The sequence below is a fragment of the Actinoplanes siamensis genome, from assembly GCF_016862395.1.
GTDB classification, from domain to species: Bacteria; Actinomycetota; Actinomycetes; order Mycobacteriales; family Micromonosporaceae; genus Actinoplanes; species Actinoplanes siamensis.
Genome location: NZ_BOMW01000056.1, coordinates 75,516 through 89,870 on the forward strand (window position 1 = coordinate 75,516; position 14,355 = coordinate 89,870).

11 protein-coding genes are annotated in these 14,355 nt (G+C 71.6%); 6 read left to right on the plus strand and 5 right to left on the minus strand.

The annotated features are described in order from the left end of the window. Positions 1-243 precede the first annotated feature (243 nt). Positions 244-402, plus strand: coding sequence for a hypothetical protein (locus Asi03nite_RS27245; protein WP_203683316.1), 159 nt, complete (start codon positions 244-246; stop codon positions 400-402). A 296-nt stretch (positions 403-698) separates the two neighbouring features. Here the strand turns inward: Asi03nite_RS27245 and Asi03nite_RS27250 are convergent, their stop codons facing one another. From Asi03nite_RS27250 to Asi03nite_RS27270, 5 genes are all read right to left on the minus strand, one after another. Then, complete coding sequence (locus tag Asi03nite_RS27250; RefSeq protein ID WP_203683317.1) at positions 699-1,814, minus strand: acetate/propionate family kinase; 1,116 nt, start codon at positions 1,812-1,814, stop codon at positions 699-701. Then, the gene (gene pta / locus Asi03nite_RS27255; protein WP_203683318.1) at positions 1,811-3,883 is read right to left on the minus strand and encodes a phosphate acetyltransferase; all 2,073 of its coding nucleotides are present in this window, start codon (positions 3,881-3,883) and stop codon (positions 1,811-1,813) included. Before pta ends, Asi03nite_RS27250 begins: the two co-directional genes overlap by 4 nt. A gap of 100 nt (positions 3,884-3,983) precedes the next feature. Further along, positions 3,984-4,160, minus strand: coding sequence for a DUF6104 family protein (locus tag Asi03nite_RS27260; RefSeq protein ID WP_203683319.1), 177 nt, complete (start codon positions 4,158-4,160; stop codon positions 3,984-3,986). A 60-nt stretch (positions 4,161-4,220) separates the two neighbouring features. Further along, positions 4,221-7,964: a multifunctional oxoglutarate decarboxylase/oxoglutarate dehydrogenase thiamine pyrophosphate-binding subunit/dihydrolipoyllysine-residue succinyltransferase subunit gene (locus Asi03nite_RS27265; RefSeq protein ID WP_444978649.1), complete on the minus strand. Its 3,744-nt coding sequence runs from the start codon at positions 7,962-7,964 to the stop codon at positions 4,221-4,223. Positions 7,965-8,088: 124 nt separating this feature from the next. After that, positions 8,089-8,724: a hotdog fold domain-containing protein gene (locus Asi03nite_RS27270; protein ID WP_203683320.1), complete on the minus strand. Its 636-nt coding sequence runs from the start codon at positions 8,722-8,724 to the stop codon at positions 8,089-8,091. 93 nt (positions 8,725-8,817) lie between these two features. Between Asi03nite_RS27270 and Asi03nite_RS27275 the strand changes: the two genes are divergently transcribed. The 5 genes from Asi03nite_RS27275 (at position 8,818) to Asi03nite_RS27295 (ending at position 14,307) form a co-directional block, all read left to right on the plus strand. Continuing rightward, a complete protein-coding gene (locus Asi03nite_RS27275; protein ID WP_203683321.1) occupies positions 8,818-9,579 on the plus strand; it encodes a GNAT family N-acetyltransferase in 762 nt (253 codons plus the stop codon). Further along, positions 9,576-10,343, plus strand: coding sequence for a lysophospholipid acyltransferase family protein (locus Asi03nite_RS27280; protein ID WP_203683322.1), 768 nt, complete (start codon positions 9,576-9,578; stop codon positions 10,341-10,343). Before Asi03nite_RS27275 ends, Asi03nite_RS27280 begins: the two co-directional genes overlap by 4 nt. 82 nt (positions 10,344-10,425) lie before the next feature. Beyond that, positions 10,426-11,139: a response regulator transcription factor gene (locus Asi03nite_RS27285; protein ID WP_067697235.1), complete on the plus strand. Its 714-nt coding sequence runs from the start codon at positions 10,426-10,428 to the stop codon at positions 11,137-11,139. A 9-nt stretch (positions 11,140-11,148) separates the two neighbouring features. Next, a complete protein-coding gene (locus Asi03nite_RS27290) occupies positions 11,149-12,702 on the plus strand; it encodes a sensor histidine kinase (RefSeq protein ID WP_203683323.1) in 1,554 nt (517 codons plus the stop codon). A 39-nt stretch (positions 12,703-12,741) separates the two neighbouring features. Further along, positions 12,742-14,307 (plus strand): S1C family serine protease, encoded by a 1,566-nt coding sequence (locus Asi03nite_RS27295; protein WP_203683324.1) that lies wholly within the window; start codon positions 12,742-12,744, stop codon positions 14,305-14,307. The last annotated feature ends 48 nt before the right edge of the window (positions 14,308-14,355 follow it).

The window sequence follows — 14,355 nt, forward strand, 5'->3', positions numbered from 1 at the left end:
ACCCCCACCACCGGCCGGCGCGGGTTCGGCTGGCCGCCACAGGTGTCTCGGCCGTTGTGAGGGAACCCTGGGCGCCGGCCGGCGGCATGGGGCTGGCAGTGGGGCGCCCCTGACGACCGACCGGGGGCTGGAGCCGGCGGTGGTGGACGGCGCAGGGGGATGTTGGACGGTGGTCGCACAAGCTGTCCGCCGCGAGGGCGTCGTCTTGGCGGAAGCGTGCGCCGCTTGGCTAGGGTCGGGCGCATGTCTGACAACAGCGTCGACCCGAGTGGCAACACCGAGGCGTTCCGGGCGTTCACCCGTGAGCCGCAGGACGCGGCGTCGTCCAGGACGCCCTACGTGATCGGTGGCGTGGTGGCCGCCGTCGTCGTGATCGCCCTGATCGCCTGGCTGGCCCTCTGAAACGACTCCACAGAACGTCGCCCGGCCGCTCCGGCGGCGTCGCCGGCCCGGCCGGGCAACGCCGAACGAGCAGCGTCGGCCCCGCTCGGGCTCCGGCCATCTCGGCGGATTGTCGGTGGTGCAGGCGGCCATGAGCCGGGCGCTGGGCTGTGGATGGCGCAGGCGCCCGCGAGCAGGCCGCTGCGTCGTGATCGGTACGGGCGGCCGCGAGCAGGGTGTGGGTGGTCCAGGCAGCGCGAGCGGGGCGCTGCGGTTGCGGGTGGGCCGGGCCGCCGCGAACGCGTCTGCGGTTCGGGTCAGGTCGTCAGTGCGAGGGCCCGCCGGCACTCGTGGGCGATCTCCAGTTCCTCCTCGGTGGGAACGACACACACTGTCACCGGGGCGCCGTCGGGCGAGATGATCAGGGCGTTGGCCCGGTTGCGGTCCTCGTCGACGGTGATGCCGAGCGCGGACAGGCCGGCCAGGGCCGCCGCCCGCACGTCTGGCGAGTTCTCGCCGACCCCGGCGGTGAAGGTGATCGCGTCGACGCGGCCCAGCAGGGCGAGGTAGGCGCCGGTGTACTCCTTCAGGCGCCGGACGTAGATCTCGAAGGCCAGGGCCGCCTGCCCGTCACCCTCCGCCCGGCGCCGCAGCACCTCGCGCATGTCGTTGACGCCGGTCAGGCCGGCGAGACCGCCGTGCCGGGTCAGCGACTCCTCGATCTCGTCCAACGCCAGACCGGCCACCCGGTGCAGGTAGAACACCAGGCTCGGGTCGATGTCGCCGGACCGGGTGCCCATCACCAGGCCGCTGAGCGGCGTCATCCCCATCGAGGTCGCCTCGCACCGGCCCCCGCGCACCGCCGCGGCGCTGGCGCCGTTGCCCAGGTGCAGGGTGATCACGTTGGTCTCGGCCGGCGGCTTGCCGAGGATCCGGGCGGTTTCCCGGGACACGTACGAATGGGACGTGCCGTGAAAACCGTACCGTCGCAGCCCCCACCGCTCGGCCAGTTCGTGGTCGACGGCCCAGAGAAGCCCTTCCGGCGGAATCGTCGAGTGGAACGCGGTGTCGAAGACGGCCACCTGCGGCACGTCGGGCAGCAGCTTGCGGGCCACCCGGATGCCGGTCAGCGCGCCCGGGTTGTGCAGCGGCGCCAGCGGGATCAACTCCTCGACGGCGGCCACCACCTCGTCGGTGATCACGGTCGACGAGGTGAACCGGTCGCCGCCGTGCACCACCCGGTGCCCGACCGCGGCCAGATCGCTCAGGTCGAGCCGGTCCATCAGGTCGCGCAGCGCCGACAGGTGGTCGCCCGCGTCGCCGCCGTCCTCGCCGATCCGCTGGATCAGGCCCTTGGCCCGCACGTCGGCACCGTCGAACAGCTTGTACCGCACCGAGGAGGAGCCGCAGTTGAGCACCAGCACCCGGGTCATTTCGCTCCCGCCTGGATCGCCGTGATCGCCACGGTGTTGATGATGTCCTTGACCGTCGCGCCGCGCGACAGATCGTTGACCGGGCGGCGCAGGCCCTGCATGACCGGGCCGACCGCGACCGCGTTCGCCGAGCGCTGGACGGCCTTGTACGTGTTGTTGCCGGTGTTCAGATCCGGGAAGACGAACACCGTGGCCTGGCCGGCCACCGCGCTCCCGGGCAGTTTGGCGGCTGCCACCGCGGGGTCGACGGCCGCGTCGTACTGGATCGGGCCTTCGACAGGCAGGTCCGGGCGGCGTTCCCGGACCAGCGCGGTGGCCGCCGCGACCTTCTCCACGTCGGCGCCCGCGCCGGATCTGCCTGTCGAGTAGGACAGCATCGCGACCCGCGGCTCGATGCCGAACGCCGCAGCGGTGCCGGCCGAGGAGAGCGCGATGTCGGCGAGCTGGGCGGCGTCCGGGTCGGGGTTGACCGCGCAGTCGCCGTAGACCAGCACCCGGTCGGCGAGCAGCATGAAGAACACGCTGGAGGCCACGGACACGCCGGGCACGGTCTTGATGATCTCGAAGGCGGGCCGGATGGTGGCCGCCGTGGTGTGCACCGAGCCGGAGACCATGCCGTCGGCGTGCCCGGTCGAGACCATCATGGTGCCGAAGTAGTTGACGTCGCGGACCACGTCGTACGCCAGATCGAGCGTCACCGCCCGGCCCTTGCGCAGCTCCGCGTACCGCGCGGCGAAGTCGTCCCGCCAGGGGCTGGTGGCCGGGTCGATCAGCCGGGCGTCGCCGATCTCCACGCCGAGCTCCCGGGCCCGCCGGTGGATCTCGGCCGGGTCGCCGAGCAGGGTCAGGTCGGCCACCCCGCGGCGCAGCAGGGTCTCCGCGGCGCGCAGGATCCGCTCCTCGGTGCCCTCCGGGAGCACCAGGTGGCGGCGGTCGGCACGGGCCCGGTCGATCAGGTCGTTCTCGAACATCAGCGGGGTGACCCGGGCCGAGCGGGCCACGTCGAGCACCTTGGAGAGCTCCGCCGTGTCCACGTTCGCCTCGAAGACACCGAGCGCGGCCTCCACCTTGCGCGGGTTGCTCAGGTGCGCCTGGACACGGTCGGAGAGGGCGATGGTGTGGAAGCTGTCGCCCTTGGCGATCAGGATCGCGAGGCCGGTGTTGAGCCGCTCGATCACCCGCACGACGCGTGGGTCGGGCGGCTCGCCGAGGGTCAGCACCAGGCCGGCCAGGGTGACCGTGCCGGCGGCGTGCGCGGCGCTGGCGGCCACCAGCAGGTCGCCCCGGTCACCCGGGGTGATCATCAGGGCGCCGTCGGTCAGATGCTCCAGGACGGTGGGCACGTGCGCGGCGCCGACCACGTAGTCGAGCACGTCGCGGTCGAGCGCGCCGGGGTTGCCGGAGAGGACCGTGGCGTCGAGCGCGTCGGCCACCTCGCCCACGGTGGGCGCCGCGATCACGGCCACCTCGGGAATCGCCCAGAAGGGAACCGGAAGGCCGGGCGCCGGTCCGCCCGCGATCGCCGCCGGCACCCGGTTGGCGATCACCGCGGCCACCGTCGCACCCAGGTCGGCGAGCGTGTGATAGGCACTGCGGGCCGCCGCCGCCAGCGCCTCCGCGCTCCGCCCGGCCCCACTCACCACCGGTACCACCACGCTGCCGAACTCGGTTGCCAGCCGGGCGTTGAAGGCCAGCTCACGGGGCAGTTCGTCGCGGCTCTCGGCGGCCTTGTCGGCGAAGTCGCTGCCGATGATCACGACCGAGGTGCTGCGCCGCTCGACGGCGCGATAACGCTCGACGATCCGCCCGATCAGCTCCTCGCGACGCCCGTCGGCGATCAGCGCCGACGCCTCGGCCATGGTGACCCCGAACGACTCCGCCAGGGGCACCGGGCCGTGATAACGGTCGCGGAGAGTGGCCAGCAACGGATCCCGGTCGACAGCCGACACCAGCGGCCGGAACACCGACACTCCGGCGACCTGCCGGGACAGCAGCTCGACGATTCCCAGGGCGACCGTGCCCTTGCCGACACCCGGGCCCAAGCCCGCTACATAGACACTGCGCGCCACGACCTCAACCTACCGGCCGATCGTGACCGCCGCCGGGTCGAAAGTCCCGCCTGTGGAGAACGTTGGTCCTGTGGCGGGAGGAGGTAGTACCCCGGCGTGGTTACTCCTCGTCCTCGTCGTCGCGGGCGAGCCAGGTGGCCAGGCGCTCGATCGGCGTCTCGAACTCCGGGTTCAGGTCGACGAAGGTGCGCAGCTGCTCGCCGAGCCACTCCAGGGTGACGGTCTCCTCGCCGCGCCGCTGGACCAGCTCCTCGATGCCCCGATCGGTGAAGTACATGCTCAGATCGTAGAAGGGGGCGCCCCGCCGTGGCGGAGCGCCCCCTTTTCGCCCACTACGTCACGGGCGCGGCAGCGACGCCTCGATCAGCGCCTGCTGCTCGGCCTCGTGCATCTTGGCCGAACCCACAGCCGGAGCGGCCGCCGCCGGGCGGGAGATCCGCCGCAGCCGCACGCCCTCCAGGTGCTCCAGCAGGTTGAGCGCGACGAACGACCAGGCGCCCTGGTTGGCCGGCTCCTCCTGGACCCAGGCGAAGTCCTCGGCGTTCGGGTACTGCGCCAGGACGGCCTTGAGCTCCTCGACGGGCAGCGGGTAGATCTGCTCCATCCGGATGATCGCGGTGTCGGTGATGCCACGGTCCGCCCGGGCCTGGAACAGGTCGTAGTACACCTTGCCGGAGCAGAACAGCACCCGCTTCACCGAGCCGGCGTCCAGCGGCTGGCCGTTGACCCCGGCGTCGCCGAGGACCGGCTGGAACGTGCCCTGGGTGAAGTCGGCGACCGACGACACCGCGAGCTTGTGGCGCAGCAGCGACTTCGGCGAGAAGACCACCAGCGGCTTGCGCTTGCTGGACAGCGCCTGCCGGCGCAGCAGGTGGAAGTAGTTCGCCGGGGTGGTCGGGTTCGCCACCCGCATGTTGTCCTGCGCGCAGAGCTGCAGGAACCGCTCCGGGCGGCCGGACGAGTGGTCCGGGCCCTGGCCCTCCATGCCGTGCGGGAGCAGCAGCACCAGCGACGACTGCTGGCCCCACTTCACCTCGCCGGAGGAGAGGAACTCGTCGACGATCGACTGGGCGCCGTTGACGAAGTCACCGAACTGGGCCTCCCAGAGGACCAGCGCGTCCGGGTTCTCCACCGAGTAGCCGTACTCGAAGCCCATCGCGGCGTACTCGGAGAGCAGCGAGTCGTGCACGAAGAACCGCGCGGAGCCGGTGGCCAGCGACGCGATCGGCAGGAAGTCCTTGCCGGTCTTCGAGTCGACGATCGAGGCGTGCCGCGAGGTGAACGTGCCACGGCGCGAGTCCTGCCCGGCGAGCCGGACGGTGACACCCTGGGCGAGCAGCGAACCGAACGCGATCAGCTCGCCGAAGCCCCAGTCGATGCCGCCGTCGGTGGACATCTTGGCCCGCCGGTCGAGCAGCTGCTGGACCCGCTTGTGCGGGGTGAAGCCCTCGGGCAGCTCGATGTGCGCCTGGCCGACCGCGCGCACCGCCTCCGCGGTGACCGCCGTGTCGACCCGCGGCTCCGGCTCCTCGGCGATGATGTGCGGCCGCGGCGGGCTGCCGGCCGCGTCCCGGGTGGCCTTGAAGACCTCCTCGAGGCGGGCCTGGTAGTCGCGCAGCTGCTCCTCCGCGTCCTGCACGGTGATGTCGCCGCGGCCGATCAGCTCCTCGGTGTAGAGCTTGCGGACGCTGCGCTTGGTGTCGATGATCTGGTACATCCGCGGGTTGGTCATCGACGGGTCGTCGCCCTCGTTGTGACCGCGGCGGCGGTAGCAGATCATGTCGATCACGACATCCTTGTTGAACGTCTGCCGGTACTCGAAGGCGAGCTTGGCGACTCGCACCACGGCTTCCGGGTCGTCCCCGTTGACGTGGAAGATCGGGGCCTCGACCATCCGGGCGACGTCTGTCGAGTACATCGTGGAGCGGCTGTACTCGGGGGCGGTGGTGAAACCGACCTGGTTGTTCACGATCACGTGGATCGTGCCACCGGTGCGGTACCCGCGCAGCTGGGAGAGGTTCAGCGTCTCGGCGACCACGCCCTGGCCGGCGAACGCGGCGTCGCCGTGCACCAGCACCGGCAGCACCGTGTAGCCGTGCAGGCCCAGGTCCAGGCGGTCCTGCTTGGCCCGGACGATGCCCTCCAGGACCGGGTCGACGGCCTCCAGGTGGGACGGGTTGGCGACGACGCTGACCGTGGTCGAGTGCTGCCCGTCCGGCGTCGTGTACTTCCCGGTCTGGCCCAGGTGGTACTTCACGTCGCCGGAGCCGTGCGCCGACTTCGGGTCCATCCAGCCTTCGAACTCGTTGAACAGCTTCTCGTACGGCTTGCCGACGATGTTGGTGAGCACGTTCAGCCGGCCACGGTGGGCCATGCCGATCACCATCTCGTCCAGCCCGGTCTCGGCGGACGCCTGCAGCACCGAGTCCAGCAGCGGGATCAGCGACTCCCCGCCCTCCAGCGAGAACCGCTTCTGCCCGACGTACTTCGTCTGCAGGAACGTCTCGAAGGCCTCCGCGCGGTTCAGCCGGAGCAGGATGTGCTTCTGCTCGTCGGTGTCCGGCTTCGCGTACTTGACCTCGATGCGCTCCTGGACCCAGCGGCGCTCCTCCGGGTCCTGGATGTGCATGTACTCGATGCCGATCCGGCGGCAGTAGCTGTCCCGCAGCACGCCGAGCACGTCGCGCAGCTTCATCTTCTCCTTGCCGGCGAAGCCGCCGACCGGGAAGGAGCGGTCCAGGTCCCACAGGGTCAGGCCGTGCTGGAGCACGTCCAGGTCGGGGTGCTTGCGGATGGTGAACTCGAGCGGGTCGGTGTCGGCCATCAGGTGGCCGCGCACCCGGTACGCGTGGATCAGCTCGATCACCCGCGCGGCCTTGTCGATCTGGCCCTCGGAGGTGTGCGCGACGTCGCGCACCCAGCGGACCGGCTCGTACGGGATCCGCAGCGCCGTGAAGATCTCGTCGTAGAACTCGTGCCCGCCGAGCAGCAGCTCGTGCATCACCTTGAGGAACTCGCCGGACTGCGCGCCCTGGATCACCCGGTGGTCGTAGGTGCTGGTCAGCGTGGTGACCTTGGACACGCCGTGGTCGGTGAGGGTCTCGTCGCTCATGCCGGCGTAGGGCGCCGGGTACTCCAGCGCGCCGACGCCGATGATCGCGCTCTGCCCGTTCATCAGCCGCGGGATGGAGTGCACCGTGCCGATGCCGCCCGGGTTGGTCAGCGAGATCGTCGTGCCGGCGTAGTCGTCCATGGTCAGCTCGTTGCGGCGGGCGCGCCGGACGACGTCCTCGTACGCCTGCCAGAACTGCCGGAAGTCGAGCTGCTCGCAGTTCTTGATGGACGGCACCACCAGGGTGCGCGACCCGTCCTTCTTGGCCAGGTCGATAGCGATGCCGAGGTTGACGTGCTCCGGCTGCACCAGGGTGGGCTTGCCGTCGACCTCGGCGTAGCTGTTGTTCATCTCCGGGTGCGCGACGACCGCGCGGACCAGCGCCCAGCCGATCAGGTGGGTGAAGCTGACCTTGCCGCCGCGGCCACGGGAGAGGTGGTTGTTGATGACGATGCGGTTGTCGATCATCAGCTTCGCCGGCACCGCGCGCACCGAGGTGGCGGTCGGGACCTGGAGCGAGGCCTCCATGTTCTGCACGATCTTGGCGGCCACCCCGCGCAGCACCGTGGTCTTCGCGCCGGCCGGGGCGGCGCTGGCCGCCGTGGGCCTGGGCGCGGTCTTCTCCACCGGGGCCTTCGCCGGCTCCGGCTTCTTGGCCGGGGCGGGCGGGGTCACCGGTTTGGCCGGCGCGGTGGCGGCGGGCGCGTCGGTGCCCGCCTTGGCGGCGGTCTTGGTGGCGTTCGCCGCGGTCGCCTCGTCGGGCGTCACGATCGAGCCCGCGGCGGTCGCCGGCTTGTAGTCCGCGAAGAAATCGTGCCAGGCAGGGTCGACGCTGGTCGGATCGGCCAGGTATCGCTGATACATCTCGTCGACGATCCACTCGTTGGGACCGAAATCCGCGAGTGGATTGTCCTGCGAAGTCTGCTGCGTCGACACTGCCGCGTTCGCCTCTTTCACCGTGTTTGTCATCACGTGACGTCTCCGTCACGCGGGACGGGCTAGGATCCGGTAACCAGGCTACGCCGTGCGCGAGCGCGCTCCTCCCGGACGTCCGCTCTGTGACGGCATACTCCGATCTCGGGTGACGAGGATCTCAGCCTGTCGTGATCCAGGTCGCCCGCGCGATCGCCAGCCGTCGCCCGTCCGGGCCGTGCACCGCGGAGTCGACGAGCGCCTTCCGCCCGGACAGCTCGGCCACCGCCCCGGTGACGACGCACCTGGCGCCCGGCTCCGGCAGTTCGTCGATCGCCACCGCGATCCGGCCCAGCACGTAGGGCCGCCCCTCGCGGATCGCCGTCCACCCGCCCGGGCAGTCCAGCGCCGCCCAGATCAGCGGGACGCCGACCTCCGCCGGCACCGTCCACGGCGCGGCGGTCCGCCCGTCCGGCAGCCGGCCGGGGAAGATCCGCAGACCGTCGGGGCGCTCGGGTCCACACACGAAACAGGTGGGGAAGGGGTGCCCGGTGAAACCGGGGTAGTCCTTCGAGGCGGCGACCGCGGTCTCCCACGGGACCGGACCGACCCCGGGGCCGGCGTCGCCCGGCTCCAGCGAGGCGATCAGCGTGCGGTCGTCGTACACACCGTTGTCCTTGATCTCCAGGTCGGTCTCCAGCGGCGGCGGCCGCCGCAGGGTCACCTGGCCGGCGCCGGAGGCGGCCGCGAAGACCCCCGCGCACCAACCGCCGTTGCCGGTGCCCGGAGGGCCGTTGAATCGTGCCGGGATACGCATCCCACGACCATCGCACAAGCCGTTCACCAGCCGGACACGCGGCGCCACCTGACGCGACACTCCATCGGCAGTTGTCACCCTTACACAGATCACATGGCAGTTCTGATGACAGCCGCCGCACCCACCGGGACCAGCGGCTACACGCTTCTCATCGCGGACGACGCGGCTCAGGTGACGGCCGCACAGCGACTGCGTCACGACGTCTTCGCCGGCGAGCTCGGGGCGACCCTCACGACCACGGCCGAGGGCCTCGACGCGGACCGGCTCGACGAGTTCTGCGACCACCTGATCGTGCGCGACGACGCGACCGGCGAGGTGGTCGGCACCTACCGGATGCTCCCGCCGCGCGCCGCCGAGCTGGCCGGCCGGCGGTACGCCGACACCGAGTTCGACCTGCGCCCGCTGCGCCCGCTGCGCGACCAGCTGGTGGAGATCGGCCGCTCCTGTGTGCACCCGGACCACCGGACCGGCGCCGTGATGAACCTGATGTGGAGCGGCATCGCCCGCTACCTGCACCTGAACGACCTGCGCTGGCTCGGCGGCTGCGCGTCGGTGCCGCTCGCCGACGGTGGCGGCGCCGCGGCCGGCGTGCGCCGGCGGGTCAACGACAAGCACCTGGCCCCGCCGGCGCTGCGGATCCGCCCGCACATCCCGTGGACGCCCCCGCCCGGCCTGGACGCCGACCCCAAGGTGGCGGTGCCGCCGCTGCTCAAGGGCTACCTGCGGCTGGGCAGCTGGGTCTGCGGCGAGCCGGCCTTCGACCCGGACTTCGGCTGCGCCGACTTCTACGTGCTGTTCTCGATGGACCGGCTGGACCCACGGTACCGCCGGCACTTCCTGGGCGCGGACCGGTGAGCGGCCTCTGGCAGCCCGCCTCGGGCTGCGGGGACCGGTGCCGGCCGGGCGACGGGCCGCGCGCCTCCGGCTGGACCGCCGGTTCCCGGCTGGCGGGGATGGCGCTGGTGCTGCTGGCCGGCCTGCCGCCGGTGGCGCTGCTGCGCGGCGCCGCGATCCGCTGGCTGGCCCGCGGCCTGCTCGCGGTCCTCGGGGTGCGGCTGGTCCGGCGCGGCCCCGCGCCGCGCCCGGGCAGCCTGCTGGTCGCCAACCACGTCTCCTGGTTGGACATCCTGGCGCTGATCGCGGTCGCTCCGGTGCGCCTGGTGGCCAAGCACGACGTGCGGGCCTGGCCGGGGATCGGCGCCACGGCCGGCCGCAGCGGCACCATCTTCATCGACCGGACCAGGCCGCGGACGCTGCCGGGGACGGTGGGCGAGGTGGCTGCCGCGCTGCGCGCCGGGCGGTCGGTCGCGGTCTTCCCGGAGGGTACGACGTTCTGCGGCGCCGAGCACGGCCGGTTCCGCCCCGCGCTGTTCCAGGCGGCGGTCGACGCGGGCGCCCCGGTGGTGCCCACCTCGATCGTGTACGACACCGCCGAGGCCGCGTTCATCGGCGACGACACCCTGCTCGACTCGCTGCGGCGGGTGGCCCGGGTGCGCCGGCTGACGGTCACGGTGATCACCGCGCCGGCTCTGCGGCCGGCGCCCGGCGCGGACCGCCGGGCGCTGGCCCGGGCGGCGCAGCGCAGCCTCGGTGGCCACGGGTACCGTCTGGCGGCGTGAGCCGGGAAACCGGATCACTCCTCACAGAAAATTTCCAGCAAGTCTGCAGCAGGGGTGCAGGGGGCAGGGAAAGAATGGCCACATGGCCGTTCAGACCCAGCCCAAGCAGAGCGAGGCGAAGTTGCTCGTCGTCGAGGACGACGCGAACATTCTCGAGCTGCTCTCCGCCAGCCTGCGCTTCGCCGGGTTCGACGTGACCACGGCGACCAGCGGCAGCGCCGCGGTCAGCGCGGCCCGCAGCGCGGCGCCCGACCTGGTGGTGCTCGACGTGATGCTCCCCGACCTCGACGGTTTCGAGGTGATCCGCCTGATGCGCGAGGGCGGGCAGCGCACCCCCGTGGTGTTCCTGACCGCCCGCGACGGCACCGACGACAAGATCCGTGGGCTCACCCTGGGCGGCGACGACTACGTCACCAAGCCGTTCAGCCTGGAGGAGCTCACCGCCCGGATCCGGGCGGTGCTGCGCCGCACCACGGCCGGCGAGGAGCAGCCGTCCCGGCTGGTCTTCGCCGATCTGGAACTCGACGAGGAGACCCACGAGGTCTACCGGGCGGGCAGCCGGGTGCAGCTGTCGCCCACCGAGTTCAAGCTCCTGCGCTACCTGATGCTGAACGCGAACCGGGTGCTGTCCAAGGCGCAGATCCTCGACCACGTGTGGAAGTACGACTTCCGCGGTGACGACAACATCGTCGAGTCGTACATCTCCTACCTGCGGCGGAAGGTGGACAACGTGCAGCCGCGCCTGATCCATACCCTCCGCGGGGTGGGTTACGTGCTGCGCAAACCAGCCGTGTAGGGCACGCCGATGCCTATCGCCGAGCGGGTTCGCGTCACGCTCCCGCCGCAGGCCAGCCTGCGCAAGGTCTCGCTGCGCACCAAGCTCGTCGCCTCGGTGCTGGTGCTGGTTTTCGCCGCGCTCACCCTGATCAGCTCGGCCAGCACGATCGCCCTGCACACGTACATGGTGGGTCGCCTGGACGCGCAGCTGAAGACCGTCTCCGAGGACCTGGGCCTGCTGATCGACGCGAACTACCAGGTCTACATGCCGATGGACTGGATGATCGCCTACACCTCGGTCAGTGGCACCGGTGAGAAGGTGAAGGGCCGGAACATGACGGTTGACGACCTCCCGCCGCTGGCCCGGGGCCTGGAGGCGGTCGAGGCGCGCACCGACAAGCCGTACACGACCCGTTCGGAGAACGGCAAGTACATGTGGCGGGTCCTGGTCGAGCGCGACGACCGGGGCAACGTGATCCACGTCGCCCAGCGGATGACCGGTGTGGACGCCGTCATCGCCCGGCTGATCTGGGTGGACGTGCTGGTCGGCGTCGGCGTGCTGCTGGCCCTGGCGATCGTCGGCGCGGCGCTGGTCCGGCAGAGCCTGATCCCGCTGCTGCAGATCGAGCGGACCGCCGGCCGGATCGCGGCCGGCGACTACAGCCAGCGCGTTCCCGACCCGGAGGTGGACGGCGGCGAGCCGACCACCGAGCTGGGCCGGCTCTCCACCGCGCTGAACGCGATGCTCGCTCAGATCGAGATGGCCTTCCACGCCCGCGCCGCGTCCGAGCAGCAGGCCAAGGCGGCGGCCGAGGCCGCGCAGCTCTCGGAGAGCCGGGCGGTGCGCTCGGAGGAGAAGATGCGGCAGTTCGTCGCGGACGCCTCGCACGAGCTGCGGACGCCGCTGACCACCATCCGCGGCTTCGCCGAGCTTTACCGCCAGGGCGCCGTCTCGGACCCCGGCGCGGTGGCCCGGCTGGTCCGGCGGATCGAGGACGAGGCCGCCCGGATGGGTCTGCTCGTCGAGGACCTGCTGCTGCTGGCCCGGCTGGACCGGGAGCGCCCGCTCAACCTGGCGCCGGTGGAGCTGCCGGTGCTGGCGATGGACGCGGTGCAGGCGGCCCGGGCGACGGCCCCGGACCGCACGATCGAGTTGGACGTCCGGGACGATCACGAGCGGCTGGTGGCGTACGGCGACGACGCCCGCCTGCGCCAGGTGATCGGCAACCTGATGACCAACGCGCTGGTGCACACGCCGGCCGACGCCAGGATCACCCTCCGGCTCTACGCCGGTGCGGGGGACCAGGCGGTGGTCGAGGTGTCCGACACCGGCCCGGGGCTCAGCGAGGAGCAACGGTCCCGCGTGTTCGAGCGGTTCTACCGCGCGGACGGGGCACGGACCAGGAACACTGAGCGGGAGGCCACCGGCACCGGCCTCGGGCTGGCCATCGTGGCAGCTCTCGTACGGTCCCACAACGGCACCGTCGACGTGCTCGGCGAGCCGGGTCAGGGAGCGACGTTCCGGGTCACCCTACCGACCATGAATGCGGATAAAGGGTTCACAGAAAACATCCAGGACTAGCACAGTTCGGTACGAGTCGCACGGGGCAGAGTAAAGAACATGAACGAGAACGAGACCAACCCGCGGCCCGCGGACGCCGGCGCTGAGCACAGCAGCACGGAGCGGGTGGAGTCTGAGCAGCCGACTGCCGCGCAGCCGCCGGCCGCCCCGCAGTACGCCGCTCACCAGTCCGCGGCGCCCACCTCGGCGCAGCCCACCGCGCCGCAGCAACCTCACAACCCGTGGGCCCAGCCCACCGCCCACCAGCAGGCCGCCCCGCAGCCGCCGCAGCCGGGTCAGACACCGCAGTCGCCGTGGCAGCAGCCGCAGGCGCCGGTCTCCGGTTACCCGGGCTACGGGCAGCAGCCCGGCTACGGGCACTACGGCCAGCCGCCCGGCTACCACGGCTGGCAGCAGCCGAACAGCACGCAGACGCAGACCGAGGGCGGCTGGCAGCAGACCACCAACCCGGAGGGCGTCGTCCCGGTCTGGGCCCAGCCCGTGGGCAACGAGCCGCCGCGCAACGGGCGCGGCCGCAAGTTCGTCCTCGCCGGCGCGGCCGCCGTGCTGATCGCGCTGCTCTCCGGCGGGGTCGGCGCCGCCACCGCAGTGGCCCTGAACGACGACGGCACCCCGGCCTCGGTCAAGTCCGGCAACACGGCGGTCAGCCGGGTGGTGGACCGCTCGTCGCTGGCCCAGATCGCCGCCGCGGTGCAGGACAGCGTCGTCTCGATCACCACCCAGACGGGTGAGGGCTCCGGCGTGGTGCTCAGCGCCGACGGCTACATCGTCACCAACAACCACGTGGTGGCGACCGCCAACGGCGGCAGCGTGAACATCATCTTCGCGGACGGCAAGAAGGCCACCGCCACGATCGTCGGCACCGACCCGCGTACCGACCTGGCGGTGGTCAAGGCGACAGGCGTCTCCGGCCTCAAGGCCGCCACCTTCGGCGACAGCTCGCAGATGCAGGTCGGCGACACCGTGCTCGCGCTCGGCAGCCCGCTCGGCCTGGAGGGTTCGGTCACCGCCGGCATCATCAGCGCCAAGGACCGCACCATCGAGTCCAGCAGCGAGGACGGACGGCAGGGCCAGGGCCAGGGTCAGGACCCCTTCGGCGGCCAGCCCCAGCAGCAACAGCAGTCCGGCGGCACCACGATGACCGGTCTGCTGCAGACCGACGCCCCGATCAACCCGGGCAACTCCGGCGGCGCGCTGGTCAACGTGAACGGCGAGGTGATCGGCATCAATTCGGCGATCGCCACCTCGGGCTCCGGCTCCGGCAACATCGGCCTGGGCTTCGCGATCCCGAGCAACAAGGCGAAGACCGTCGCCGAGTCCCTGATGGCCGGCAAGAAGGTCAGCCACCCGGCGCTCGGCGTCAGCGTCACCACCGCGGAGAACGGCGGCGCCCTGGTCACCCAGGTGGTGTCGAACAGCGCCGCGGCCAAGGCCGGCATCCAGCAGGGTGACGTGATCACCAAGGTCGACGGCAAGGACATCAGCGAGTCCGACGACCTGGTGGCCGCGGTTCAGGCCGGCAGCGTGGGACAGAAGATGGCGATCACCTTCACCCGCAACGGCAGCGAGAAGCAGGTCACCGTGACCCTGCTCGAGTCGCAGTAGGGGGCGGGAGGACTACGGCGGGTGACGTGGCCAGGGGTGGGCACGTCA

Bases quoted from the DNA above. Each gene is read 5' to 3' on its own strand.
- Asi03nite_RS27245 (WP_203683316.1), top strand. From the start codon at position 244: ATGTCTGACAACAGCGTCGACCCGAGTGGCAACACCGAGGCGTTCCGG.
- Asi03nite_RS27250 (WP_203683317.1), bottom strand. From the start codon at position 1,814: ATGACCCGGGTGCTGGTGCTCAACTGCGGCTCCTCCTCGGTGCGGTAC.
- Asi03nite_RS27260 (WP_203683319.1), bottom strand. From the start codon at position 4,160: ATGTACTTCACCGATCGGGGCATCGAGGAGCTGGTCCAGCGGCGCGGC.
- Asi03nite_RS27265 (WP_444978649.1), bottom strand. From the start codon at position 7,964: ATGACAAACACGGTGAAAGAGGCGAACGCGGCAGTGTCGACGCAGCAG.
- Asi03nite_RS27270 (WP_203683320.1), bottom strand. From the start codon at position 8,724: ATGCGTATCCCGGCACGATTCAACGGCCCTCCGGGCACCGGCAACGGC.
- Asi03nite_RS27275 (WP_203683321.1), top strand. From the start codon at position 8,818: ATGGCAGTTCTGATGACAGCCGCCGCACCCACCGGGACCAGCGGCTAC.
- Asi03nite_RS27285 (WP_067697235.1), top strand. From the start codon at position 10,426: ATGGCCGTTCAGACCCAGCCCAAGCAGAGCGAGGCGAAGTTGCTCGTC.
- Asi03nite_RS27290 (WP_203683323.1), top strand. From the start codon at position 11,149: ATGCCTATCGCCGAGCGGGTTCGCGTCACGCTCCCGCCGCAGGCCAGC.
- Asi03nite_RS27295 (WP_203683324.1), top strand. From the start codon at position 12,742: ATGAACGAGAACGAGACCAACCCGCGGCCCGCGGACGCCGGCGCTGAG.